24 protein-coding genes and 1 pseudogene are annotated in these 21,512 nt (G+C 62.5%); 13 read left to right on the forward strand and 12 right to left on the reverse strand.

Annotation, left to right across the window (positions count from 1 at the left end):
- The first annotated feature begins 8 nt into the window (after positions 1 to 8).
- Positions 9 to 605, forward strand: coding sequence for a TetR/AcrR family transcriptional regulator (locus AC0L39_RS05795; protein WP_473261492.1), 597 nt, complete (start codon positions 9 to 11; stop codon positions 603 to 605).
- A 1-nt stretch (position 606) separates the two neighbouring features.
- Here the strand turns inward: AC0L39_RS05795 and ygfZ are convergent, their stop codons facing one another.
- Both ygfZ and AC0L39_RS05805 read right to left on the reverse strand, forming a co-directional pair.
- The gene (gene ygfZ, locus AC0L39_RS05800; protein ID WP_473262296.1) at positions 607 to 1,338 is read right to left on the reverse strand and encodes a CAF17-like 4Fe-4S cluster assembly/insertion protein YgfZ; all 732 of its coding nucleotides are present in this window, start codon (positions 1,336 to 1,338) and stop codon (positions 607 to 609) included.
- Between the two features lie 2 nt (positions 1,339 to 1,340).
- Positions 1,341 to 2,231 (reverse strand): ATP-grasp domain-containing protein, encoded by an 891-nt coding sequence (locus tag AC0L39_RS05805; RefSeq protein ID WP_473261494.1) that lies wholly within the window; start codon positions 2,229 to 2,231, stop codon positions 1,341 to 1,343.
- A 66-nt stretch (positions 2,232 to 2,297) separates the two neighbouring features.
- On the opposite strand from AC0L39_RS05805, the pseudogene pyrC reads away from it, so the two are divergent.
- A pseudogene (gene pyrC, locus AC0L39_RS05810) lies at positions 2,298 to 3,336 on the forward strand (dihydroorotase).
- Here the strand turns inward: pyrC and AC0L39_RS05815 are convergent.
- Together AC0L39_RS05815 and AC0L39_RS05820 are read right to left on the reverse strand one after the other, a co-directional pair.
- Positions 3,333 to 3,596, reverse strand: a complete 264-nt coding sequence (locus AC0L39_RS05815; protein WP_473261496.1) for a hypothetical protein — start codon at positions 3,594 to 3,596, stop codon at positions 3,333 to 3,335. The pseudogene pyrC and the gene AC0L39_RS05815 overlap by 4 nt on opposite strands.
- Before the next feature lie 7 nt (positions 3,597 to 3,603).
- A complete protein-coding gene (locus AC0L39_RS05820; protein WP_473261498.1) occupies positions 3,604 to 4,044 on the reverse strand; it encodes an EamA family transporter in 441 nt (146 codons plus the stop codon).
- Positions 4,045 to 4,584: 540 nt separating this feature from the next.
- Here AC0L39_RS05820 and AC0L39_RS05825 point away from each other — a divergent pair.
- Together AC0L39_RS05825 and AC0L39_RS05830 are read left to right on the forward strand one after the other, a co-directional pair.
- A complete protein-coding gene (locus tag AC0L39_RS05825; RefSeq protein WP_473261500.1) occupies positions 4,585 to 5,040 on the forward strand; it encodes a hypothetical protein in 456 nt (151 codons plus the stop codon).
- Between the two features lie 26 nt (positions 5,041 to 5,066).
- Positions 5,067 to 5,354 (forward strand): hypothetical protein, encoded by a 288-nt coding sequence (locus tag AC0L39_RS05830; RefSeq protein WP_473261502.1) that lies wholly within the window; start codon positions 5,067 to 5,069, stop codon positions 5,352 to 5,354.
- Between the two features lie 9 nt (positions 5,355 to 5,363).
- Here AC0L39_RS05830 and astD read toward each other — a convergent pair whose 3' ends face one another.
- Both astD and AC0L39_RS05840 read right to left on the reverse strand, forming a co-directional pair.
- Positions 5,364 to 6,776: a succinylglutamate-semialdehyde dehydrogenase gene (gene astD / locus AC0L39_RS05835; RefSeq protein ID WP_473261504.1), complete on the reverse strand. Its 1,413-nt coding sequence runs from the start codon at positions 6,774 to 6,776 to the stop codon at positions 5,364 to 5,366.
- A 168-nt stretch (positions 6,777 to 6,944) separates the two neighbouring features.
- Positions 6,945 to 8,375 carry a protein adenylyltransferase SelO gene (locus tag AC0L39_RS05840; RefSeq protein WP_473261506.1) on the reverse strand — a complete coding sequence of 477 codons (1,431 nt, stop codon included), beginning with the start codon at positions 8,373 to 8,375 and terminating at the stop codon, positions 6,945 to 6,947.
- A gap of 76 nt (positions 8,376 to 8,451) precedes the next feature.
- Here AC0L39_RS05840 and AC0L39_RS05845 point away from each other — a divergent pair, with 76 nt between their 5' ends.
- The 5 genes from AC0L39_RS05845 (at position 8,452) to AC0L39_RS05865 (ending at position 14,320) form a co-directional block, all read left to right on the forward strand.
- Positions 8,452 to 9,318 (forward strand): alpha/beta fold hydrolase, encoded by an 867-nt coding sequence (locus tag AC0L39_RS05845; protein ID WP_473261508.1) that lies wholly within the window; start codon positions 8,452 to 8,454, stop codon positions 9,316 to 9,318.
- The gene (locus AC0L39_RS05850; protein ID WP_473261510.1) at positions 9,315 to 10,460 is read left to right on the forward strand and encodes a glycosyltransferase family 4 protein; all 1,146 of its coding nucleotides are present in this window, start codon (positions 9,315 to 9,317) and stop codon (positions 10,458 to 10,460) included. Before AC0L39_RS05845 ends, AC0L39_RS05850 begins: the two co-directional genes overlap by 4 nt.
- 244 nt (positions 10,461 to 10,704) lie before the next feature.
- Complete coding sequence (locus tag AC0L39_RS05855) at positions 10,705 to 11,415, forward strand: tetratricopeptide repeat protein (RefSeq protein WP_473261512.1); 711 nt, start codon at positions 10,705 to 10,707, stop codon at positions 11,413 to 11,415.
- A gap of 50 nt (positions 11,416 to 11,465) precedes the next feature.
- Positions 11,466 to 12,812, forward strand: a complete 1,347-nt coding sequence (locus AC0L39_RS05860) for a PQQ-binding-like beta-propeller repeat protein (protein WP_473261513.1) — start codon at positions 11,466 to 11,468, stop codon at positions 12,810 to 12,812.
- Between the two features lie 86 nt (positions 12,813 to 12,898).
- Entirely contained in the window at positions 12,899 to 14,320 is a 1,422-nt protein-coding gene (locus tag AC0L39_RS05865) for a methyltransferase family protein (RefSeq protein ID WP_473261514.1), read from the forward strand.
- A 3-nt stretch (positions 14,321 to 14,323) separates the two neighbouring features.
- On the opposite strand, the gene AC0L39_RS05870 is transcribed toward AC0L39_RS05865, so the two are convergent.
- The 3 genes from AC0L39_RS05870 to AC0L39_RS05880 all read right to left on the reverse strand — a co-directional run bounded on the left by AC0L39_RS05870 (position 14,324) and on the right by AC0L39_RS05880 (position 16,890).
- Positions 14,324 to 14,626 (reverse strand): putative quinol monooxygenase, encoded by a 303-nt coding sequence (locus tag AC0L39_RS05870; protein WP_473261516.1) that lies wholly within the window; start codon positions 14,624 to 14,626, stop codon positions 14,324 to 14,326.
- A gap of 13 nt (positions 14,627 to 14,639) precedes the next feature.
- Positions 14,640 to 16,010, reverse strand: a complete 1,371-nt coding sequence (locus AC0L39_RS05875; protein WP_473261517.1) for a glutamate--cysteine ligase — start codon at positions 16,008 to 16,010, stop codon at positions 14,640 to 14,642.
- Between the two features lie 97 nt (positions 16,011 to 16,107).
- Complete coding sequence (locus AC0L39_RS05880; protein ID WP_473261519.1) at positions 16,108 to 16,890, reverse strand: 16S rRNA (uracil(1498)-N(3))-methyltransferase; 783 nt, start codon at positions 16,888 to 16,890, stop codon at positions 16,108 to 16,110.
- 39 nt (positions 16,891 to 16,929) lie between these two features.
- Here AC0L39_RS05880 and AC0L39_RS05885 point away from each other — a divergent pair, with 39 nt between their 5' ends.
- The 3 genes from AC0L39_RS05885 to AC0L39_RS05895 are packed head-to-tail and all read left to right on the forward strand — an operon-like array spanning position 16,930 to position 18,844.
- Entirely contained in the window at positions 16,930 to 17,316 is a 387-nt protein-coding gene (locus AC0L39_RS05885; protein WP_473261521.1) for a hypothetical protein, read from the forward strand.
- On the forward strand, positions 17,313 to 18,215 hold the full coding sequence (ubiA, locus tag AC0L39_RS05890; RefSeq protein ID WP_473261523.1) for a 4-hydroxybenzoate octaprenyltransferase: 903 nt from the start codon (positions 17,313 to 17,315) through the stop codon (positions 18,213 to 18,215). Before AC0L39_RS05885 ends, ubiA begins: the two co-directional genes overlap by 4 nt.
- Positions 18,215 to 18,844 carry an SOS response-associated peptidase gene (locus tag AC0L39_RS05895; protein ID WP_473261525.1) on the forward strand — a complete coding sequence of 210 codons (630 nt, stop codon included), beginning with the start codon at positions 18,215 to 18,217 and terminating at the stop codon, positions 18,842 to 18,844. The genes ubiA and AC0L39_RS05895 overlap by 1 nt, the downstream gene beginning before the upstream one ends.
- Positions 18,845 to 18,896: 52 nt before the next feature.
- Here AC0L39_RS05895 and AC0L39_RS05900 read toward each other — a convergent pair whose 3' ends face one another.
- Positions 18,897 to 19,289, reverse strand: a complete 393-nt coding sequence (locus AC0L39_RS05900) for a VOC family protein (protein ID WP_473261527.1) — start codon at positions 19,287 to 19,289, stop codon at positions 18,897 to 18,899.
- 147 nt (positions 19,290 to 19,436) lie between these two features.
- On the opposite strand from AC0L39_RS05900, the gene soxR reads away from it, so the two are divergent.
- Complete coding sequence (gene soxR, locus AC0L39_RS05905) at positions 19,437 to 19,847, forward strand: redox-sensitive transcriptional activator SoxR (protein WP_473262298.1); 411 nt, start codon at positions 19,437 to 19,439, stop codon at positions 19,845 to 19,847.
- Here soxR and AC0L39_RS05910 read toward each other — a convergent pair.
- Positions 19,844 to 20,386 (reverse strand): SixA phosphatase family protein, encoded by a 543-nt coding sequence (locus tag AC0L39_RS05910; protein ID WP_473261528.1) that lies wholly within the window; start codon positions 20,384 to 20,386, stop codon positions 19,844 to 19,846. The two genes, soxR and AC0L39_RS05910, sit on opposite strands and share 4 nt — an antisense overlap.
- Positions 20,387 to 20,574: 188 nt before the next feature.
- The gene (locus tag AC0L39_RS05915) at positions 20,575 to 21,426 is read right to left on the reverse strand and encodes a sterol desaturase family protein (protein ID WP_473261529.1); all 852 of its coding nucleotides are present in this window, start codon (positions 21,424 to 21,426) and stop codon (positions 20,575 to 20,577) included.
- Positions 21,427 to 21,512 lie beyond the last annotated feature (86 nt).

A 21,512-nucleotide genomic window follows, 5' to 3' on the forward strand; every position in this document is an offset into this window, starting at 1 on the left:
GCAAATTAATGACAAGTCGCAAGAGGTTAACGCCGGAAGAGTCGCGCAGTTCCGCCCTTGAGGCAGCGCGCGCACTCCTGATCGAAACAGGTCCGCAATCGGTCACGCTGAAAGCCGTGGCTGCGCGGATCGGGCGCACGCGCGCCAATTTGCTCCACCACTTCGGATCCGCATCGGGCCTGCAAAAGGCGCTCGCCGAACATCTCGCCAAGACTGTGTGCGAGACGATCATCGATGCGGTGCGGGCCAGCCGCGCTGGGCTGGGCTCGGCACGTGAAGTCGTGGACCTCGCCTTCGATGCGTTCGACCGGGAAGGGGCGGGCGCACTCACCAGCTGGATGCTGCTCACCGGCAATGAGGATGCGCTCAATCCGATCATCTCGACCATCCATGATCTCGTCGACGAAATCGCACCCGAAGAGGCCGAAACGCACCGCGACAAGATGCATGTCCACAAGGACACGCTTAGCCTCGTGCTGCTGGCGCTGGGCGATGCGCTGATCGGTGCGGCGCTGGCCAAATCTCTGGGCCTGCCGCGCGATACTGCGCGGGACCGGGCGGCGGCAAACCTTGAGGCCTCACTCGCGGAGCATCACACAGGGTAAGTCAGCCTGCGAGCGCGGCGGCCTGCCATTCAGGCAGCGTATCGGGGTCGAGATCGGCCACACGCAAATGATCCACCGCCAGCGCAAGGTCGGGATACGCCGCCTTGCGCCGTTTCTCCTCGGACTGGCCGAGCGGGACAACGACCAGCCGCCGATTGACCTTCTGGCGCCAATTCATGCGGGCAGTGTTTTCCTGCCCGATATAACAGCCCTTTTCAAAGCTGACGCCATTTAGCTCGACCGCATTGGTTTCCAGCCAGAGGATGTCACCAAGCTCGGCGCTGCCTTCAGGGACGCCCAGGGACAGCCGGTGGGCGCGGTAAGCCGCATCGCCGCTTTCACCGTGCCCGGCAGGCGCAACCGCGCGGTAGCCCAGTCCTGCCAATCTCGGGTCGGGCGATGCGCCGCCAAACGGCTCGCGGCTCCAGCAGGCTGCCAAAGCATTGTCGCGCGCCATGTCGATGGGTCGGCGCAGGCGGTAAAGCGAAAGGCGCCTGACCAGATCGTCGGCTGCTTCGGCTTCGCAGTCGATAAGCAGCGCTCCATCGTTACCCGGCCAGACCAGAAAATCGAACATTGCCTTGCCTTGCGCCGATAGCAGCCCGGCGTAAGCGGGTAGAACGCCGGTCACGTCATTGGTCACAAGCCCCTGCAGGAAATTCGCAACATCTTCTCCCGCCTCTCGCGGCGAGACGCGAACAATTGCGCGGTTTTTGAGCACCTTGGCAGTCATGGTCATGCAACCCTCTTCGAAATCGCGTTGGCCAGCCGCTCGCCGAGCTCTGGTCCCTGTTCGGGATACAGATAGGGTTCGATCAGCTCGGCTTCCATGACCATAAGCGCTCCGTCTTCGGCGCGCAGCATGTCGACCCGCGCGTAAAGCGGGGCTGCGAACGGCAGCGCGGTGATGATCGCCGCCGCTTCAGATAGTTCTTTGGGTGAAGGCTGGTAGATGCTCTCGGTCCCGCCATAGAGCGACTGGATACGGTAATCGCCATCCGCCGGGATCTTGCGCAGGGCGTGGCTCAAGTCGCCATCGATGAAGATGAAGCTGAGCTCGCCTTCGGTGGCAATCGCGGGCAGGAATGGCTGAAGCATGGCTCGGTGGCCGTAGCGCCAGTCTTCGCCGGGCAGGGCATCGCGGTTCAAAAGCACCTGGTCGAGCGCGCCCGCACCGACCTGCCGTTTGACCACCAGTCTATCGCAGCCGAAGCGGTCCATTGCAGCGCTCGCGTCGGCAGCGGTGACATCGCTTGCCCACTGCGTCGGGATCGTGCGCGCCCCGTTTTCACCAAGTGCCTTGAGATAGGTTTTCGACGCATTCCAGCGGACGGTTTCGGGCGAATTGCAAACCGTTATGCCGCGCGCGCAGAGCGCTTCCAGCTTCGCGAGAAATTGCTCAGCCTTGTCCTGATAATTCCAGGCCGTGCCAAGGATAACGAGATCGAGCCCGTCAAACGCCTCGGTTGGCGCTTCCCAATCGACGACGCGAAGATCGAGGGCGCGGCTTTGAAAGGCTGGACCAAGTGCCGCAATCATAAGGTCGTGTTCGTAGGCATCGCCCCGCCGCCGGTCGCCGTTTCCGGGCAGCGTCGTTTCGCACGCAAGAAATCCGATTTTCCTCATCACGCGCGCTCTATTCGGGCGCGGCGGGGCTGGAAAGAAATATCGCGCACGCTTAAGGCGGCAGGCATGACCGAAAGCCTCACGATCCGCCGCCCCGATGACTGGCACCTGCATTTCCGCGACGGCGATATCATGCGCGGCGTCGTCCCCTATACTGCTCGCCAGTTTGCCCGCGCGATCGTGATGCCGAACCTGACACCGCCGGTGACGACTGCGCAACTGGCGGTTGAATACCGCGAGCGCATCCGTGCGGTACGTGCCGGAGGGCGCGCGCTTCGAACCGCTGATGACCTGCTACCTCACCGATACCACCGATGCGGACGACTTGGCGCGCGGGGCGGCGGAGGGGATTTTCACGGCGGCGAAGCTTTACCCCGCCAATGCCACAACGAATTCAGCGCACGGGGTTAGCGACGTCCGGAAAATCTACCCTGTGCTCCAGCGGATGGAGGCCGAGGGCATCGTGCTGTGCATCCACGGCGAAGTCACCGATAACGATATCGACGTGTTCGACCGAGAGGCAGAATTCATCGAGCGCCATTTGCGCGCAATCGTGCGCGATTTTCCTAAGCTGAAAGTGGTGTTCGAACACATCACGACAGCGGATGCGGCGGCCTTCGTCGAAGAGTGCGGCCCCAATGTCGCGGCGACGATCACGCCGCAGCATCTTCACATCAATCGCAATGCGATGCTGGTGGGCGGCATCCATCCGCATAATTATTGCCTGCCCGTGGCCAAGCGCGAAACGCACCGGCTGGCGCTGCGCAAGGCCGCAACATCAGGTTCGCCCAAATTCTTCCTTGGTACCGACAGCGCTCCGCATCTGCGCTCGGCCAAGGAAAACTCGTGCGGCTGTGCTGGAATTTTCAACGCGCCATACGCACTTGAAAGCTATCTTGCGGTGTTTGAGGCTGAGGGCGCGCTGGACCGATTTGAAGGCTTTGCCTCGCTCCACGGTCCGGCGTTCTACGATCTGCCGGTGAATGAGGATGAAATCACGCTCGAACGTGCACAGGTCAATGTTCCCGAAAGCCTGCCGCTGGTGGACGAGGAAATCGTGCCGTTCCATGCGGGGCAGGTGCTTGGCTGGCGGCTGGTTGATTAAGCCGCGGCTTTGACCCGGCGGCTTTTCGCCCACAGGTCGGCGACGAAGATCGCAACCGCAGTCCAAATCAACAGGAAGCTGCCAAGCTGCACTGGTTTCAACTCTTCGCCAAAGACCGTCAGGCCCAAGATGAAGACGATGGTCGGCGCAAGATACTGGATGAAGCCGAGCGTCGAATAGTTCATCCGCTTCGCCGCGAGCGCGAACAGCAGCAGCGGGACGGCTGTGACGACGCCGGAAAAGGCGATCGCAACACTCAAGCCAAGGTCAGGTCCGAAGGACGGGCCGAGCCGGGCTCTGCGCATACCACCATGCAATCCCTGCTGCCGGGAGCAACAGGATCGCGCTCTCGATCGTAAGGCCGGGCAGCGAGCCTACCGGAATCTGTTTTCTCACGATCCCGTATAATCCGAAACTGAATGCAAGTGTCAGGCTGATCCACAAGGTCGTGATCGCGCCTGCCGCCAGCAGGGCAACCGCGCTCGCGGCGACCGCGACAGCGAGCCACTGCCATTTGCTGAGCCGCTCCCCGAGCAGCAATGTACCGAGCAGCACGTTGAGCAGCGGGTTCAGGTAATACCCAAGGCTGGCCGCATAGACCTGATTCTGCATGATCGCCCAGATATAGACGAGCCAGTTGATCGCTATCAGCAGCGCGCTCGCAAACAGGGCGATCAGCGTTCGCCGATTGCCAAGCGCCTCTCGCACGGTACGGAAATTGCCGGCGCAGCGCTACGATCAACAGGCAGAAAGGCAGCGTCCAGATGATCCGCCATCCGACGAACTCAAAGGGCGGCACGCTGGTCACCAGCAGCAGGTATACCGGCAGAAAGCCCCAGATGAGATAGGCGCCCAGCGCTGCGGGCAGGCCGGAAGGCTCTGTGCCGGGTGCAGCCGGTGATGTGGTTGGGGAGAGTGCCATTCCGCTCCGCCCCTAGGCCGCGCGTGGGTCCGGCGCAAGCACGGGGGTTGCGCTGGAATCACGTTCACAAAACCCCACATAAAGCTGAACAAATGCTTTCAGACTGGATTGCAGCGCGTTCAGGCTCGCCTGCGTATAGATGAACAACCAGATCGAGGGGCGTGGGCATTCCACCAAATCTGCCGGCGTCCTTCCTCCCTCTTGGGCCATCCCCACCAACGGCCTGAGCGCGGCAACCACCAGCCGTGGAAAGCGCCTCCAATTCCGCAAGGGATTGGGGGCGTTTTCGTGCCTGGTTTGTGCGTGACAGGGTCGCAGAAAGCCGAATGTTAACCTTGCTGCGTCACTACCGGCGCATGTCGAAAGTGCTGCCTGCCTCTACGCTGACGATGACCTGTGCTGTTGCATTGGGTCTCACGCTCGGCGGGTGCGCGCAGGAACCGGCGCCCGCGCCCAAACCAGACGTTGCCGCCCAGGATCCGCTGCTGGCGCGCGCGCTCAACGATCCGCTGATGGTCGATCCGGACCTTGCCTATCGAAACGAGGCAAACGCCGCCGTTACGGTGAGCCGCGATCACATCCTGCCGCCATTTGCGGCGACTGACGAGCTTGCCAATCGCGCCCGTGAAGAGGCGCTAGCCGAGCTGCTTGAAGAGGGTCCGCTGACCGAATTTCCGGCCGCAGCCGATGGCACCGCTCCCGCAGACCTGACCGGGATTGCCTATGCCGACGATATGCTGGTGTCGGTACCGGCGGATCGGCTCGATGCGCGAAAACTTTAAGAGAGAGCCTCGACTGGGCCGCCCTCATGCCGGAGCCCGCTGCGATCATGCCGCATGGCATGGTTCAGCAAGCCGCCGGAGCGGAACGCGGCAATTGTTCGGTTCGCGTCGTGCGATACCTGACACCAGCCCGGATCGAGGACGCGGTGCAGTATCATCTCACGAAGATGACGCGCGGCGATCTCGACGTCAGCTATTACAGCGGGAAGCAACCTGCGCTCATCGGGCAAAGCGCTACCCGGCAGGTCGCCGTGTTCGCGCGGCGCGGTCCCGGCGGCATGAGCGCAATCGACCTGATTACCTGGCGCATGTGAGCGCGCGGTTCACTCCTTGAGGCCCACTCCAATGGTCGCGCGCGGCTGTTCCATTTCGGTGCTCGCAACGGGATAGGCGCAGTAATCGGCGGCATAGAAGGCGGCGGGGCGGTGATTGCCCGACAGCCCGATCCCGCCAAACGGTGCCGCGGATGATGCGCCGTTGGTTGGGCGATTCCAGTTGATGATCCCGGCGCGGATATTGGCCCAGAACCGGCCATAATCCTCGGGCGATCCGCCGATCAGCGAGGCGGACAGGCCAAAGCGGGTGTTGTTCGCCTCGGTAATGGCAGCGTCGAGATCGGGCACCCGGATGACCTGCAGGATCGGCCCGAACAGCTCGATATCGGGCCGGTCTTCGATGTCCGTGGTGTCGATAATGCCGGGCGTGAGAAACGGTTTTTCGGGGTCGGGACGGCGCAAATGCGTGAGCGGCTTGCCTCCGGCGGTCACCAACGCCAGGAAGCTTTCGCCCAGCCGGTCTGCGGTGTCGTTGTCGATCACCGGACCCATGAATGGCTGCGGATCGCCAAGTGGGTCGCCGACCAGCAGTTTCTTGGTCAGCGTAACCAGCTCTTTCATCAGCGGATCGTACATGTCGTCGAGCACGATCAGGCGACGCGCGGCGGTGCAGCGCTGGCCTGCCGTGGTGAAGGCGCTCTGCACGATCAGCACCGCTGCATCCTTAAGCTTCGGGGTCTTCGTGACCACCAGCGGGTTATTGCCGCCCATTTCAAGCGCGACGATTTTCCCCGGATTGGCGGCCAGCTTGCGGTTGATCGCGATGCCTGCATTGGCCGAGCCGGTGAACAGCACCCCGTCGATTCCCGGATGGGCGACCAGCTGCTTGCCTGCCTCAGGCCCGCCGATGATCAGCTGGATAACGCCTTCGGGAAATTCGGCCTTGCGGAAACATTCGACCAGCGCTGCGCCCACGGCGGGCGTTTTCTCGGATGGCTTGAACAGGATGACATTGCCCGCGATCAAAGCGGGAATGATGTGCCCATTGGGAAGATGCGCAGGGAAATTATAGGGTCCGAGCACCGCCATCGGACCATGCGGCTTGTGTCTGACCGAAGCGCTGCCATTCAGGCCGCTATCGAGCTTCTTCTTGCCGGTGCGCTCGGCATAGGCATTGATCGAAATCTCGACCTTGTTGATGACCGCCTCGACCTCGGTCCTGGCTTCCCACAGCGGCTTGCCGGCTTCGCGTGCGATCAGTTCTGCGAAGCCGTCTGCTTCGGCGCGGACTTCATTGGCGAAGCGGCGGACCATCTCGATCCGGTTGGCGAGCGGGCGCGCAGCCCATGATGGCCATGCACGCCGAGCAGCGCTGACTGCGGCATCGACATCGCCGTGCTCGCCCTGCCACAGTTCCTCACCTGTCGCAGGATCGTAAGATATCAGCATGTTCTCGGTCATGCGTTAGCTCTTTCCCCCGGAGTGCCACCCTCGCTTGTCATGGTCATAAAATTGCAGCGCAGCAAGCCCTGGCCAATCCGGTAGTGTGAGCGGTGACGAAAAGATAGGGTTAACGCGCAGGTCAGGGGGATGCATCGGATCAATTCTAGCCGGTTTAGCTGCAGCGCTTCATTCGCGGAGAGAATGGCCCGAAGCCTCGGGCATCTCACCATGCGCCTCACCCATGCGGCGTAGCTGGGCGACTTTGTCATCGAGCATCTGCCAGTCATCGCGCTCGTCGATGGCGGACCAGATTTGTTCGACCTCTTCGATGAGCATGGATTGCGGACCATCCTCATTCCAATATGCGCGCTCTTTGTCGATGGCTTCCGTTGGCTCATAAGCCTTCAGCACTGCTTCCAACTCGTCGTTCGGATCGCCTTGCCAATACTCCGGTCCGCCACGAAGCCAGTAAAAAAATCCATCAGGCGACCATTGGCGCTCGCGCATTGCTTTTTCGCAGCCGGAAATCATCGCTGAGTCAGCCTCAACTCCGCGCGATTTGACGCCCAGCCGCCAGCACCAACGGCGCCCGACCGCCTCCATGTAAAGCGGCCCAAAGCGGTTCATCGCCGCCACAAGCGGCTCGGTATCGGCGAGCATCCGCAGCGCCACCGCCAGCTGTCCGCAATTCCAGTGCAGCGCCTCCGGTTGGCGGCCAAAGGCATAAAGGCCGCCGTGGTCGAAATAGGCAGCGGTAAAGCTCGGATCCCATGTCGGCAGCCAGCGCCACGGCCCGTAATCGAAGCTCTCGCCGGTGACGTTCATGTTGTCGGTGTTGAGCACGCCGTGGACGAAGCCTGCGACCATGTAGCTGGCGGCGAGATCGGCGAGACGTTCGACCACCTGGTGCATCAGGATCACCGCAGGCTCATCGCGGCCCGGTGCATCCTCGGGCGGGAGCGGGCCGGGGAAATGCTTGAGGCAGTAATCGACCAGCGCCTCCATGCGCTCGCTCTCTTCAAGCGCGAGCAGCCGCTGGAAAGTGCCGATGCGAATGTGCGAATGATTGAGCCGCACCATCACCGCCGAACGCGTGGGCGAGGGTTCATCACTGCGCATCAGTTGCTCCCCGGTTTCGATCACCGAGAAAGTCTTGGAGGTGTTCACCCCTAGCGCTTCGAGCATTTCGGTGGCGAGGATTTCGCGCACAGCGCCTTTCAGAGTGAGCCGACCGTCGCCCGCGCGGCTGTACGGCGTCTGGCCCGAACCCTTGGTGCCGAGGTCTAGTAGCCGCCCGTCCGCGCCGCGCATCTGGGCGAACAGGAACCCGCGACCGTCACCGATATCGGGATTGTACACTCGGAACTGGTGGCCGTGATATTTGAGCGCCAGCGGCTGCGGCAGGTTGCCGGGCAGCGGTTTGAACCGCCCGAAATGTTCTGTCCACGCTTTGTCATCCAACTGGCCCAGACCCACCGACTGCGCCCAGCGATCATTGCGAAAGCGCACGGTCGTCTGCGGGAAATCGGCGGCCTCGACCGGAGCGCCGAGCCAGTCGGCCAGCTCCAGAATGGCGGGGTCTGCGGTGTAGCTGGAAGGTTGCGGTTCTGCTCGCATGGCGCGATAGTGGGGACAAGCGAAGACCGGCGCAAGCGCGTCTGCCTGCAAAACCTGTGAAGGAAATCCGCCGAACATGGCATCAAGCTACGAAGACCGGTCCTGGACCAGCGAGGACGGGCTCGACCTGCATTACCGCGATTATCCGGGCCCGGATGAGGAAGGCAGACTGCCGGTCCTGTGCATGCACGGTCTCACTCGCAATGCCCGCGATTTCGCCGCCTTGGCCGATCATCTGAGCAATACGCGCCGCGTTATCGTGCCCGAAATGCGCGGGCGCGGGATGAGCGATTATGCGCCGACATCGGAGACGTATAACCCGGTGCAATATGTCGCCGACGTCGAAAAACTGCTCGCGGAAGAAGGCATCGACCGGTTCGTCGCAATCGGCACATCGATGGGCGGGCTGATGACGATGATGCTCGCCCATGCAAAGCCGGGGCGGATCGCGGCGGTAGTGATGAATGATATCGGGCCGGAGATCGATTCCTCGGGCGTGGACCGTATCGCAGGCTATGTCGGGCAGGGGGGCAGCTATCCCACGTGGATCCACGCCGCCCGATCGCTGAGCGAAGTTCACGGCGCGGCCTTTCCCGATTTCGACCTCGACCAATGGCTCGAAATGGCGAAGCGCACACTTGTGGTCAGCCAGAACGACCGCATCAGCTACGATTATGACATGGCGATTGCAGAACCCTTCAGCGAGCCGGGCAATGCCGCGCCCGCCAATCTATGGCTTGCCTTCGAGGCGCTGCGCGATGTGCCGATGGTGCTGATCCGCGGCGAGTTATCGGACTTGCTCACGCCCGAAACGGTCAGACAGATGCAGGCGCGCAATCCCAAGATGAGCGTGGTAACCGTACCGCGCGTGGGCCATGCCCCGACGCTAGACGAACCCGAAGCGCGCGCCGCGATAGACGAATTGCTGGCCAGCGCAGAATGACAGGCACGCCCCGGATATTGCACTGCCACTCGACTTTCGCGGCAGGCGGAAAAGAGGTGCGCTGCGCCAAGCTGATCAACGCCTTTGGCAAGGGGCTGTCGCACCATATCGTCTCGGCCATGCCCGAGCAGATGGATGCGCGCGCGCTGATCGATCGCCGCAATACGCAGGTTGGCTATCCGAGCGATTTTCCGTCGCTGACCGGCAGGCCAACACCGGGGCGGCTGGTGGGCATTGCGCAGGCGCTCAGGCCCTATGACCTGATCCTGACCTACAATTGGGGCGCGATGGATGCGGTGATGGCGCATACCGTGTTCGCGCAGCAATTCGGCCTGCCTCCGCTTATCCATCACGAGGATGGCTTCAACGCGGACGAGGCAAGCGAGCTGAAACGTTCGCGCAACTGGTATCGCCGCATCGCGCTGGGCCGGGCGCATTCGGTGGTCGTGCCGAGTGAAACTCTTGAGCAGATTGCGGTCGATGTCTGGAAACAGCCGCGCGCCCGCGTGGTGCGGATTCCTAACGGCATCGACACCCGCGCATTCGCGCAAAAGCCCGATCCCGGAGCACTGCGCCTCGTCAAGCGCGAGGGCGAGAAGTGGATCGGGACACTTGCCGGGCTGCGCGCGGTCAAGCAATTGCCGCTGCTGGTCGAGGCAGTCTCGCATCTGGGCGAGGACTGGCACCTCGTCATCCTGGGCGAGGGACCGGAGAAGGACGCCATCCAGGCCGCTGCGGTCGAGCACGAAATCAGCCACCGGGTCCACTTACCCGGCGCCGTTGCCGAGCCGGAAAAAGTGATAGGCATGTTCGATATCTTCGCGCTCTCATCGAAATCCGAACAATTCCCGCTCTCGCTGGTCGAGGCCATGGCCGCCGGACTGCCCGTGGCTGCGCCCGATGTCGGCGATATCAAATCGATCGTGTCGGAGAAAAACCGCCCCTTCATCGCGGTGCCTGGCGATGCGGGCGCACTTGCTGCGATGTTGGGGGAAATTGCGCAAAACTCTGACCTTGCGAAGGAAATCGGCGCGGCAAACCGCGAGAAGGCGGCAGCGCAGTTCGATGCATCGCGCATGATAAAGCGCTATGGCGACCTGTATTCCGGCGCTCTGGAGGGTAAGTGGGAAGGCCCGAAATAGGCCCGCCTGCGGGCTGCGCTTCATACGGGGTTAAACTGCCAAACGGCATCTCAGGCGGGGAGAGAGGTGCTGAGCGCGCACACACGGCATTGCGGAAGGGTGCGCGCCCGCCTAAAGGTCTCGCAAAATTCGTTAATGGCATGAGGAAAAGAGCCCCGTGGCGCTAGGCCCAATTGGTTCCAGGAAACCCGCAAAAGGCAAAAACCCCGACGGCAGCGAGACCAGCGCCGAGGACGAGATCCTCATGCGCGAAATCGATGATGCGGTGCGGCAGGACGATGCACAGCAATTCTTCCAGAAATACGGCGTCGCTCTGGGCATTGCGCTGGTCCTCGGCCTGGCCGCGTTTGGCGGGTATCTGGCGTGGGATCGCTATCAGGAAGGGCAGCTCGAAGAGCAGTCCGAGGCGCTGGTCACAGCTCTCGATTACACCGAAGCAGGCGATTTTGAGCAGGCGGAGCAGGCCGCCGCACCGCTGATCGAATCCGGCGCAGCAGGACCGCGCACGGCAGCGCGCTTCCTTCAGGCAGGTGCGGCACTTGAGCAAGGCGAAACCGCCGAAGCGGTGGAGCTCTATGCCGCGATAGCCGCCGACGACAGCGCCCCATCGGTGCTGCGCGATCTTGCGCGGATCCGCGAGGTGTCTTCCAATTTTGACGAGCGCGATCCGGTCGACGTGATCGCCAGGCTCGCAGACCTCGCTGTGCCCGGCAACGCGTTCTTCGGGAGCGCGGCGGAGCTGACCGCAATCGCACACCTTGAAGCGGGCAACCGGGCCGAGGCAGGCGCGCTGTTCGCCGAGATCGCCAAGGATGAAGATCAGACCGACACGCTGCGCACACGCGCACGGCAGATGGCAGGGTTGCTCGGCGTGGATGCAATCGAAGATGTCGAGCAATTGCTCGAGGATGAGGGCGTTGACCCCGAACAGGGGCTCGTGCCTCTTTCGCAATAGGGCTTTTTGCTGAGCGCAAGATCGCACCGGAAAGAATTTTGGACGGACGAATGATGACCAACTTTAATCGAGCCCGAACCGCTTTGATCGCGGGCGCCATGGCCGCGGCACTTACAGGCTGCGCCGGAGACGGCCTGTTTGGCGGCGGCAAGAAAACCACGCCGACCGTGGGTGAGCGCATGCCGATCCTTTCGCGGATCGAGAGCGGCGCAGAAGTCGATCCGGCGCTGGCGAGCGTCAGCGTGGTCCTGCCGCCGGCACAAACCAACGCTGAATGGGCGCAGGTGGGCGGCTCTGCCAGCAAGTCCTACGGGCACCTTGCCCTCGCTCAAAACCCTTCAAAGGTCTGGACCGCAAAGATTGCCGGGGCCAGCAACCGAGAGCGTCTTGCGGCCACTCCCGTGGTGGGCAACGACAAGCTGTTCGCGGTCGGCTCCAACGGCACGATCCACGCCTTCGACAAGGCGACCGGCGCATCCATCTGGCGCTCCGATGCTGTGATGGAAGACGACATGCGTCCCTCTGCGTTCGGCGGCGGGGTCAGCTATGACAGTGGCCGCCTCTACGCCACGAACGGCGCGGGCGAAGTCAAGGCGCTCGAAGCGGCGACCGGCGAGCAGATCTGGAAAGTGAAGCCCGCAGGCCCGCTGCGCGGATCGCCGACCATCGCTTTCGGCCAGATCTTCGTGATGACGCAGGACAACCAGATCATCTCGTTGCAATCCTCCGACGGATCGCTGGTGTGGGACGAATCGGGTTCGACCACTCAATCGGGCGTGTTCGGCGTTGCCGCTCCGGCAGCGGGTCAGGGCACCGTCATCGCGGGCTATTCGAGCGGCGAGCTGAACGCATACCGCTACGAAAACGGGCGCGTGCTGTGGGCCGATGCGCTGGCGCGGACCAATATTTCGACGCAGGTCAGCTCAATCACCGATATTGACGCCGATCCGATTATCGATTCGGGCCGCGTCTATGCGCTGGGCCAAGGCGGTCGCATGGCCGCCTATGAATTGGTCACCGGACAGCGCATCTGGGAGCTTAATCTTGCAGGGATTTCCACTCCTTCGATTGCCGGCGAATGGATTTTCACGCTGACCGACGATGCGCGCCTGCTCGCAATCGCGCGCTCCACGGGCCGCGCGCGCTGGATTACTCAGCTGCAGCAGTTCCGCGACGAAAAGGACCGCGAAGGCCCGATTTTCTGGACCGGACCGGTGCTGGCGGGCGGACAATTGTGGGTGGCGAGTTCACGCGGCGAGATCTGGCGCGCCAGCGCCGGTGAAGGATCGGCGCAGCTTTTCGCCGATATTGACGAGCCTGTCAGCCTGCCTCCGATTGTCGCGGGCGAACACCTTTACGTGCTCGACGATAGCGGCACGATCCACGCCTACCGTTAACCTGTTCAGCGCGCCTGTTCCTCCTGCGGACAGCGCTGAATCCGGCATCAAGGCATTAACCCTTTTGCGCTAACGCCGCAGGCGTCATGAGCGCGGAAGCACACACCACACCGCAAGCGGGCGCGGCAGCATTGAAAAGCGCGCCGCCCAAAAGCGATGTTTCGGCAGGCGTCGGCCTGGCTGGATTGCTCGGCCTGGTCGCATGGCTGTTGCTGTGCCGCAATTATCCGTTTTTCGCCGAGGCGCTGGGACTGTCCGGAGAGCTCGCGCCGTCGCGCGGTGTGCTGTCCGGTCCTTATGCAGCAGTGGCTGCGATGCTGTTCACAGCAGGGCCGATGGCGGTCTGGTCGGTGCTTGTCGAAAGGGTGCATCTGCGCCCCTCGACCGGGATCGACTGGAATCTGAAGCGCCCGATGGCAGATATCCTGCCGACCTCTGCGGTCAAGATCGCGGGTTTGTGGGCGACCTATGCGATCATCGCCGGGCTGTATTGCCTCGGCCGGTGGTATTGGGAAGGCTCATACCTGTTTGCCATGCAGGTTCTGACGGTGGCCGCGGTGCCGATGATCTTGCTGAGCGCGCCTTATGTCCTCTGGCTCGACCGGGTGATGATCGATCCGCGCGACAGCTCGTGGCATTTCGGAGCGCTGCTTACCGGACGCGGCGGCTGGGACCTCGAGCAGGTCAAGAAGCACTGGCGCGCATGGATCATCAAGGGGTTCTTCGGCGCATTCATGATCTCGATCCTGCCGCCCGGATTTGCCTTCGTGGTGGAGGCCGAACTGAGCGAAATCGCGAGCAATCCGGTGGCGCTGGGGATGCTGTGCATCACGTTGCTGTTCGTGGTCGATGTGCAGATCGGCACGGTCGGCTACCTGTTCACGCTCCGCCCGCTCGATGCGCATATCCGCTCGGGCAATCCGCTGCTCGGCGGCTGGATCGCGGCGCTGCTGTGTTACCCGCCATTCGTATGGGGCCTGATCGGCAGCAACAGCCAGGTGCTGAGTTACGAGAGCAATGTCGCGGGCTGGGGGCACTGGCTGGCGGGCAATGAGGCTGTGCTGTGGGCGTGGGCGGCGTGGCTCGTATTCCTTACTGCGGTCTATGCGTGGGCGACGGTTGCGTTCGGTATCCGGTTCTCCAACCTGACCTATCGCGGCGCGCTGACGAACGGCCCGTATCGCTACACGCGCCACCCGGCCTACCTGTCGAAGAACCTCTATTGGTGGTGTTCGGTCATGCCATTCCTGGTGACCAGCGGGTCGGCTGTGGACGTCATCCGCAACACGTTCTTCCTGCTGGTGGTGAACGCGATCTATTACTGGCGCGCCCGGACCGAAGAAGCACACCTCCTTGCCGAGGATGCGAAATACCGCGAATATTACGACTGGATGGAGCAAAATGGCGCAATCACCGCGCCGCTTGCCCGCCTCAAGCGCCGCATCCTGCGCGGCGTAGACCGGCGTGGGCACGGCGCAAGCGGGGCGGTCGCCGAACCCGCCGAATAGCGCTTACATCAATGGCGCGCCGTCATCGGCCTCGTATTTGAGCGCCTGAATAACTTTCACGTCCAGATCGCCCAGCGCCTTTTGAAAGGCGGCCATGTGCGGCTCCTGAAAATGCGAAACGAGGGCTGCATCATCGACCCACTTTTCGGTGATGTGCAGCATGGAGGGATCGAGCACGTCCTGCGCATAGGCGTAGCTGATGCAGCCTTCCTCCTTGCGCGAGGCCTCGACCATGGCCGTGAACGCGGCCCGACCGGCTTCCAGCGCGCCTTCGCCCAGTTTTGCTTCTGCCAATACGATCAGCATTCCCCGTCTCCCCCTAGAATGAAAATTTGTAGACCCGCGACACGTCGCCGTTCCACTCGCCATGATAGGCGTCGAGCAGGCGCTGGGCCGGAACCTTGCCGCTGCTCACAATCTCGTCGAGCGTTTCCAGATAGCCTGTCTCATTGTCGCCGCTCGCATTGAGCCGGTCGCGCGCCGCCAGCCCTGCATGGGCGATCTTGAGCACGTCGCGTCCGAGGTCCTGCATGGTCCCGCCGCCGGGCAGTTTTGTATCGAGGCCGAGGCGCGGGACTTCGTTGCGCAGCCGCTCGCGCTCTTCCATCGACCAGCCCTTGACCAGGTTCCAAGCCGCGTCGAGCGCGCCCTGGTCATACAGCAGGCCGACCCACAGCGCCGGGAGCGCGCAAATGCGGCTCCACGGACCGCCATCGGCACCGCGCATTTCCAGGAAGCTCTTGAGGCGCACTTCGGGAAATGCGGTCGAGAGGTGATCCCACCAATCGCTTGCCGTGGGCCGTTCACCGGGAAGGACCGACAGCTTGCCGTCCATGAAGTCGCGGAAGCTCAGCCCTGCCGCGTCGATATACTTACCGTCGCGGAACACGAAATACATCGGGACATCGAGCATGTATTCGGCCCAGCGTTCGTATCCGAAGCTGTCCTCGAACACGAAAGGCAGCATACCGGTGCGGTGCGGATCGGTATCCGACCAGATGTGGCTGCGATAGGAAAGGTAGCCGTTCGGCTTGCCTTCGGTGAAGGGCGAGTTTGCGAACAGCGCGGTTGCCAATGGTTGCAGCGCGAGGCCGACGCGGAATTTCTTTACCATGTCGGCTTCAGACGAATAGTCGAGATTGACCTGGATCGTGCAGGTACGCAGCATCATGTCGAGGCCGAGATCGCCGACCTTGGGCATGTGCCGCATCATGATCTCGTAACGGCCCTTGGGCATTACGGGCAGGTCTGCGCGGGTCTTGTCGGGCCACATGCCCAGGCCGATGAACCCGACCCCGAGACGCTCGCCAATCTCCTTGACCTGAGAGAGGTGCCGGCCTGTTTCGGCGCAGGTCTGGTGCAGATTTTCCAGCGGTGCGCCCGACAATTCGAGCTGACCGGCGGGTTCAAGGCTGACCGTCCCATCCGCGCCGCTCATGGCGATGACCTTGCCGTTTTCCTCGACTGGCTCCCAGCCGAACTCCCGCAAACTCAGCAGGATGTCGCGGATACCTCCGTCCTCGTCATAGGACGGGGCGCGTCTGTCCGATTGGTGATAGACGAATTTTTCGTGCTCCGTCCCGATCCGCCAATCGCTCTCCGGCTTTTCGCCCCCGATCATGGGCGCGAATAGCTGCTCACGGTTTTCGATGACCGGTTCGTTGGCGTCGGACGCTTCTCTGGTGCTCATGGGCGCGTGCTCATGGATTTGGCACTCCTCTCTTGTCAGTTGCCCTAGAAAACCGATTCGCGTGTGAAAAGCGCAAATTGTGTTTTGTGCGAGGAAGTCATTCTTCGGTCGCTGCGCATTCGGGCCAATCGCCTGCCTGCGCCATCCACACGGAAAGCGCCGCGATTGCAGCGGTTTCGCCGCGCAGGATACGCGGTCCCAAGGTGATCGGGATGCTTGAGGGAAGGGCGCGGATCGCTTCTCGCTCGGCATCGTCGAAGCCGCCTTCCGGGCCAATCAGGATTGCAGCAGGACCGGTATGGGAAGCGAAAGCCGCAGATGCCGGCGCGCCGCCGAGCTCGTCGGCAAAGAACAGCGCGCGCTCCGGTGGCCAGCCGCGGAGCAGCGCATCGAGCTTGGCCGGCTCGGCCAATTCAGGCAAGGCGGTGCGGGCGCATTGTTCGGCGGCCTCTGTCGCAATCGTGCGCGCGCGGTCCATGTTGAGCTTGTCGGCGACGCACCGCCGGGTGATCACCGGCTGGATCTGCGCGGCGCCAAGCTCCGTCGCTTTTTCCAGCACGAGGTCGAAGCGGTCTTTCTTGAGCAGCGCCGGGCATAGCCACAGGTCGGGCACTTCTTCGCGTTCGCGCAGGCGCTCTGCCACTTCGACAGTGATCGCCCGCTTGCCCGCATCGGTCACGCGCGCAGCCCATTCGCCTGTTGCATCGTCGCACAGAATCACCGCGTCGCCGCTCGACACGCGCATGACCCGGCCAAGGTAATGCGCGGCGTTGCCGGAGATGGTAACGGTCGCGCCTTCGCCAAGCTCGCGCTCGACGAACAGGCGCGGTGCACTTTTGGGCGGCCATGCGGGTGTCCGGGGCGTGGGAGTAGCGGGCATGGCTTTGCACTAGGCGCGCGCGGCGCTAAGGAGCAAGTCATGAGCGCACGATTGGCACAGTTCGGGATCGCGGGCGTCTTCCTGATACTCGGAGGATGGGCGCTGTTTGCGCCGGGCAGCGTGATCGACCTCGCCTTTACCGAGGACTACCGCGAGAACACCTTCGTCACGCGCTTCGTCATGGCGGCCTTTGGTTCGCAGGCAGTGCTGTTCGGCATCATGGCGCTGTTTCTGCGCTGGACCGCTACAGCTTTCGCGGTGTTCGCCGCGGCGCTGCTGCCGTTCTTCGTGTTCAACTGGTATTTCCATTACGAGATGCCGGTCCTCAGCTCGATCGGGATGCTCGATTTCGCCGGCAATGTGACCATGCTCGCGCTTGCATTGATTGGCTGGCGCGCGGCGAGGCGGGATGAAGCCTTGGCGTGAGCGATACGGTCGTTCCCGATAGCGAGCATCGCGGCCTGATCGAGCGCCTGCCGCAGGGCCCGCGCGATCTGGCACAGCTGGCGCGGTTCGACCGTCCAATTGGCTGGTGGCTGCTGTTCTGGCCATGCGTGTTCGGCGTGTGGCTTGCCGGGGCAGGGTGGCAATTGCCATTGCTCGGCTGGCTGCTGCTCGGCGCGATTGCGATGCGCGGGGCGGGATGCGTCTACAACGATATCGTCGATGCCGATCTCGACAAAAAGGTCGCGCGCACCGCCGCGCGTCCGGTGGCGAGCGGGCGCATATCGAAGACAGCTGCGTGGACGTGGCTTGTCGTGCTGTGCCTCATCGGCCTTGCCGTTTTGCTGCAACTCAGGCTCGAGGCGCAGATTGTCGCGCTTGCCAGCCTCGCGCTGGTTGCCGCCTATCCCTTTATGAAGCGGATCACCTGGTGGCCGCAGGCGTGGCTGGGCATGGTCTTCAACTGGGGCGTTCTGGTCGGATGGACGCAGTTGCGGCTCGACAATTGGGACGTGCTCGCCTGCATCTATGCGGGTTGCATCTGCTGGGTGATCGGATTCGACACGATCTATGCATTGCAGGACCGCGAGGACGATGCGCTCGTCGGGATCAAGTCCAGCGCGCTGCGCATGGGAGATAGGGTCCATCGTGGGGTCGGCGCATTCTACGCCGCAACAATAGCGCTGTGGGGCCTCGGCATCTGGCTATACCGGCCCGATTGGCTGGCGCTGCTCGCGCTAGCTCCAGTGGCCCTGCATTTGGTCTGGCAAGTCGCAACGCTTGACCCGGAGGATGCTGCCAATCCGCTCGAACGCTTTCGGTCGAATCGCTGGGCCGGCGCGCTGATGGCGGCGGCGCGCTTTGTCGTAGGCAATGCCTGATGTGCAATCTCTACCGCATGACCAGGAACAAGGACGAGGTCGCCAGATGGTTCGACGCGGTTGACGCGCTGGGCGGCGCGAATTTTGGCGAAGAGGTCTATCCCGGCTATCCCGGTGTGGTCGCAGCAGGGGGTGAAATCAGGCAGATGACCTGGGGGTTCCCGCTCGTGATGAAGGGCAAATCGGGCCAGCCTCTAAAGCCTAAGCCGGTCAACAATGCCCGCACCGACAAGCTCGGCAGCTTTTTCTGGCGCTATTCGTTCGAGGAGCGCCGCTGCCTGATCCCGCTCACCGCATGGGCTGAGGCGCAGGGACCAAAGGGCAGCAAGACCCGCACATGGCTTTCGCTGCCGGATGCAGACCTGTTTGCCTGCGCCGGCGTCTGGCGGGAGAGCGATGAGTTCGGGCTGTGCTATTCGATGGTGATGATAGACAGCGCCGGATCGGCTGCCGAGGACGTGCATAGCCGGATGCCGGTGCTACTGGCTCGGGACAATTACGAGGGCTGGGTTTCTGGATCCTCCGAAGATGCGCGTGCGCTGTGCACGCCGTGGGATGGTGACCTGAAGATCGAGCGCACCGACCAGCCGTGGGTGAAGAGCGCGGCGAGCCAGAAAAACCTGCTTTGACCGCGCGGCTTGCGGGGTGGGCCAAACATCGGCTCGCGAGGCATCGGTTCGTTCATGTCGCCTCTCCCGCATAGCTGACAATTTCGTATTCGATGCCGTCCCAGTCGAAGAAATAGAACCGCTTTCCCGGCTCGTAATCGCCGTGCGAAAACGGCTCCAGCCCCGCTGCAATCACGACCTCTTCCGCCGCGTCGAGATCATCGACCAGCAGGCCGACATGGTTGAGCGGCTGTCCTTTCGAGAAGTTCCCATTCACTCCGCGATCGGTATAGAGCGCCAGATAGGTCGCGCCTTCGCCGGGTTCGCCAATATGGATGGTGTCCCCGCCCAGCGCCGATTTGCCGCGCCAGCGCTCCTCCCAGCCAAGCAGCTGCCTGAACAGTTCCGCGCTGCGCTCGGGCTGCGTCACCGATAGATTGGCGTGTTCGATCCGTCCGATTGGCATGGCATTGCCTCCTTGTCATTGCGTCACCCGAATCGCCGGGCTTGAGCATGATGCAATCTCAACCTAACTTGAGATCAAGCTAATTTTCGAAGGAGCTTGATCTTGCCTGCACGTCTCAGCAAATCGGACCTCATCCCCATCGGTGAAATGGCGCGGCGTACCGGGCTATCGGTGTCGGCGATCCGTTTCTACGAGGACAAGGGGCTGATCGAGCCGGTCCGGTCATCCGGCAATCAGCGGCGCTTCCTGCGCTCCGACATTCGCCGGGTCAGCTTCATTCGCATCGCGCAGCAGCTTGGCCTGACGCTCGGCGAGATCGAGGCGGAATTTGCAAAGCTGCCCTACGGCCGCACGCCGACCGCGCGCGACTGGAAGGCGATCAGCACCTCGATCCGGCGTGTGCTCGATGAACGCATTGCCGAGCTTGAGCGCACGCGCGACCGGCTGGATGGATGTATCGGCTGCGGCTGTTTGAGCCTGAAGAAATGCGCGATCTACAACGCGAATGACCACTTGGCCGCCACAGGTCAGGGGCCGCGCAAATTGCTCGCGGACTAGCTTTCCGGGCCGAGTTCCGGATCGAGGTCGCGCGGGCGGGCGAAATGGATCAGCTTCGCGCAATGATTTTTCAAGTCCGCCCAGCTGTCGATCTGGCATTCCAGCACGGCAAAGGTCGCGGTTGGAAACTTGACCGACGCCTCCTCGAACAGGTCATTTTCATGCGAGGGCGAAACGAGGTCGAGCAGCACTTCCTGCAAGCCTGGATTGTGCCCGGCAATCAGGATAGCCGATGGCTCATCGCCATCCGATTGCGCGTGGTCCTGCACGGTGTCGAAAATCGTGTCTGAGCTCGCGAGATAGAGCCGCTTGTCAAATTCGGGCTGCATTGCCGGAAGCGCAGCTTCGAGCGTCGCGGTGACGCGCGCGGCCGGGCTTGCGACCAGCTGGTCCCACTTGATTCCGTGCCCGCGAATATGGTCACCGATCAGCTTTGCCCCGCGCCGTCCGCGATCGTTGAGGCCGCGGTCGAAATCGCGCTGAGAGACATCGTCCCAGTCGGACTTGGCGTGCCGCAGCAATCCGAGGATTTTCGTCACTCGCTCCAACTCCTCATTACGGGTCCCTGATCGGCGCGGCGCGCCTTCGCCTGTTTCCTCAACACGTAAGCTGCGCTCATGTAAAGGAAATGCGGCAGCCGCATGACTTTACGCCAGAGCGTAAAGCATGGGCTGCCGCGTGTGACCGGCGCGAGGAGTGCGCTGGCCGCTGGGGACTGATGGATTTTCTAGGCGCGCTCGGCGGCAGGCGCGCGCTGCCCGCCGAGCATGATGACCGGCTTGGCGTTCTTGCGAAATTCTTCCTTGTAGCGTGGGTGCTCGGTTCCCATCCACCGGTCCCACCAGGTGAAATAGAAGCCGTAATTGTGCCGGTCGCTATGGTGCAGGTCATGGTGCGTGGTGGTGCTGATCCAGTCGGTCAGCGGATTGTCGACCCAGCCCGCCGGAAACAGTTCGGACCCGGCATGGGCCATCACGTTGCGGATGATCATGTGCCACAGGAAGAACAGCAGCGCGAGGCCGGCATAGGCGACACCGAACAGGCTGGTGATGAGCAGGAATAGCGGCATGAAAGCTGCTTCCAGTGCGGCCTCCCAGCTGGAAAAGCTGTAGGCGGTCCACGGCGTCGGCGTGCGCGATTTGTGGTGATGGAGGTGGGTTGCGCGAAACAGCCGCTTGGAATGCATCGCGCGGTGGATCCAGTAGAAATACGCGTCGTGCACAACCACGATCAGCGCAATCTGCCAGATCAGCGTAAAGAGCGAGAAGCTTTCCAGCTTGAGATTGATTATTCCCAGTTCGCGCCCGACCAGCGTGGCCAGCGTCGTAACCGCAAACACGAAGACGGTGCGCATCGATGACAGGACCTCGCGGCGGTAATCGGTGAGCTTGGCAGCCTTGCCGCGCTGGATACGGCGATTGCCTGCCCAGGTCCGCGCGATAAGCAGGAACGCCGTGAGCACTCCCGCTGCGATGAGATAGCGGCTGAAGTCGAAATACATCGCATCCATGAAATGCGCAGCGACCCGCTCCATGACGTAATCGAAAGTAAATTGGGATTTGGGCGCTGGGGAAGTCACGGCGTTCTCCTGAGAGTTGATGCACAATGTCTGCCCGACGCGGCACCGAAAAGCTTCTCATTGGCGAAAAATGCGCGTCGAATTCG

This window comes from Erythrobacter sp. K21-9 (genome assembly GCF_055808355.1).

Coding starts and splice junctions, on each gene's coding strand:
- AC0L39_RS05860 (WP_473261513.1), top strand. CDS start 11,466: ATGATGACCAACTTTAATCGAGCCCGAACCGCTTTGATCGCGGGCGCC.
- AC0L39_RS05840 (WP_473261506.1), bottom strand. CDS start 8,375: ATGCGAGCAGAACCGCAACCTTCCAGCTACACCGCAGACCCCGCCATT.
- AC0L39_RS05900 (WP_473261527.1), bottom strand. CDS start 19,289: ATGCCAATCGGACGGATCGAACACGCCAATCTATCGGTGACGCAGCCC.
- AC0L39_RS05795 (WP_473261492.1), top strand. CDS start 9: ATGACAAGTCGCAAGAGGTTAACGCCGGAAGAGTCGCGCAGTTCCGCC.
- AC0L39_RS05825 (WP_473261500.1), top strand. CDS start 4,585: ATGTTAACCTTGCTGCGTCACTACCGGCGCATGTCGAAAGTGCTGCCT.
- AC0L39_RS05850 (WP_473261510.1), top strand. CDS start 9,315: ATGACAGGCACGCCCCGGATATTGCACTGCCACTCGACTTTCGCGGCA.
- AC0L39_RS05865 (WP_473261514.1), top strand. CDS start 12,899: ATGAGCGCGGAAGCACACACCACACCGCAAGCGGGCGCGGCAGCATTG.
- AC0L39_RS05855 (WP_473261512.1), top strand. CDS start 10,705: ATGCGCGAAATCGATGATGCGGTGCGGCAGGACGATGCACAGCAATTC.
- AC0L39_RS05830 (WP_473261502.1), top strand. CDS start 5,067: ATGCCGGAGCCCGCTGCGATCATGCCGCATGGCATGGTTCAGCAAGCC.
- ygfZ (WP_473262296.1), bottom strand. CDS start 1,338: ATGACTGCCAAGGTGCTCAAAAACCGCGCAATTGTTCGCGTCTCGCCG.
- soxR (WP_473262298.1), top strand. CDS start 19,437: ATGGCGCGGCGTACCGGGCTATCGGTGTCGGCGATCCGTTTCTACGAG.
- astD (WP_473261504.1), bottom strand. CDS start 6,776: ATGACCGAGAACATGCTGATATCTTACGATCCTGCGACAGGTGAGGAA.
- AC0L39_RS05875 (WP_473261517.1), bottom strand. CDS start 16,010: ATGAGCACCAGAGAAGCGTCCGACGCCAACGAACCGGTCATCGAAAAC.
- AC0L39_RS05870 (WP_473261516.1), bottom strand. CDS start 14,626: ATGCTGATCGTATTGGCAGAAGCAAAACTGGGCGAAGGCGCGCTGGAA.
- AC0L39_RS05845 (WP_473261508.1), top strand. CDS start 8,452: ATGGCATCAAGCTACGAAGACCGGTCCTGGACCAGCGAGGACGGGCTC.
- AC0L39_RS05805 (WP_473261494.1), bottom strand. CDS start 2,231: ATGAGGAAAATCGGATTTCTTGCGTGCGAAACGACGCTGCCCGGAAAC.
- AC0L39_RS05885 (WP_473261521.1), top strand. CDS start 16,930: ATGAGCGCACGATTGGCACAGTTCGGGATCGCGGGCGTCTTCCTGATA.
- AC0L39_RS05895 (WP_473261525.1), top strand. CDS start 18,215: ATGTGCAATCTCTACCGCATGACCAGGAACAAGGACGAGGTCGCCAGA.
- AC0L39_RS05880 (WP_473261519.1), bottom strand. CDS start 16,890: ATGCCCGCTACTCCCACGCCCCGGACACCCGCATGGCCGCCCAAAAGT.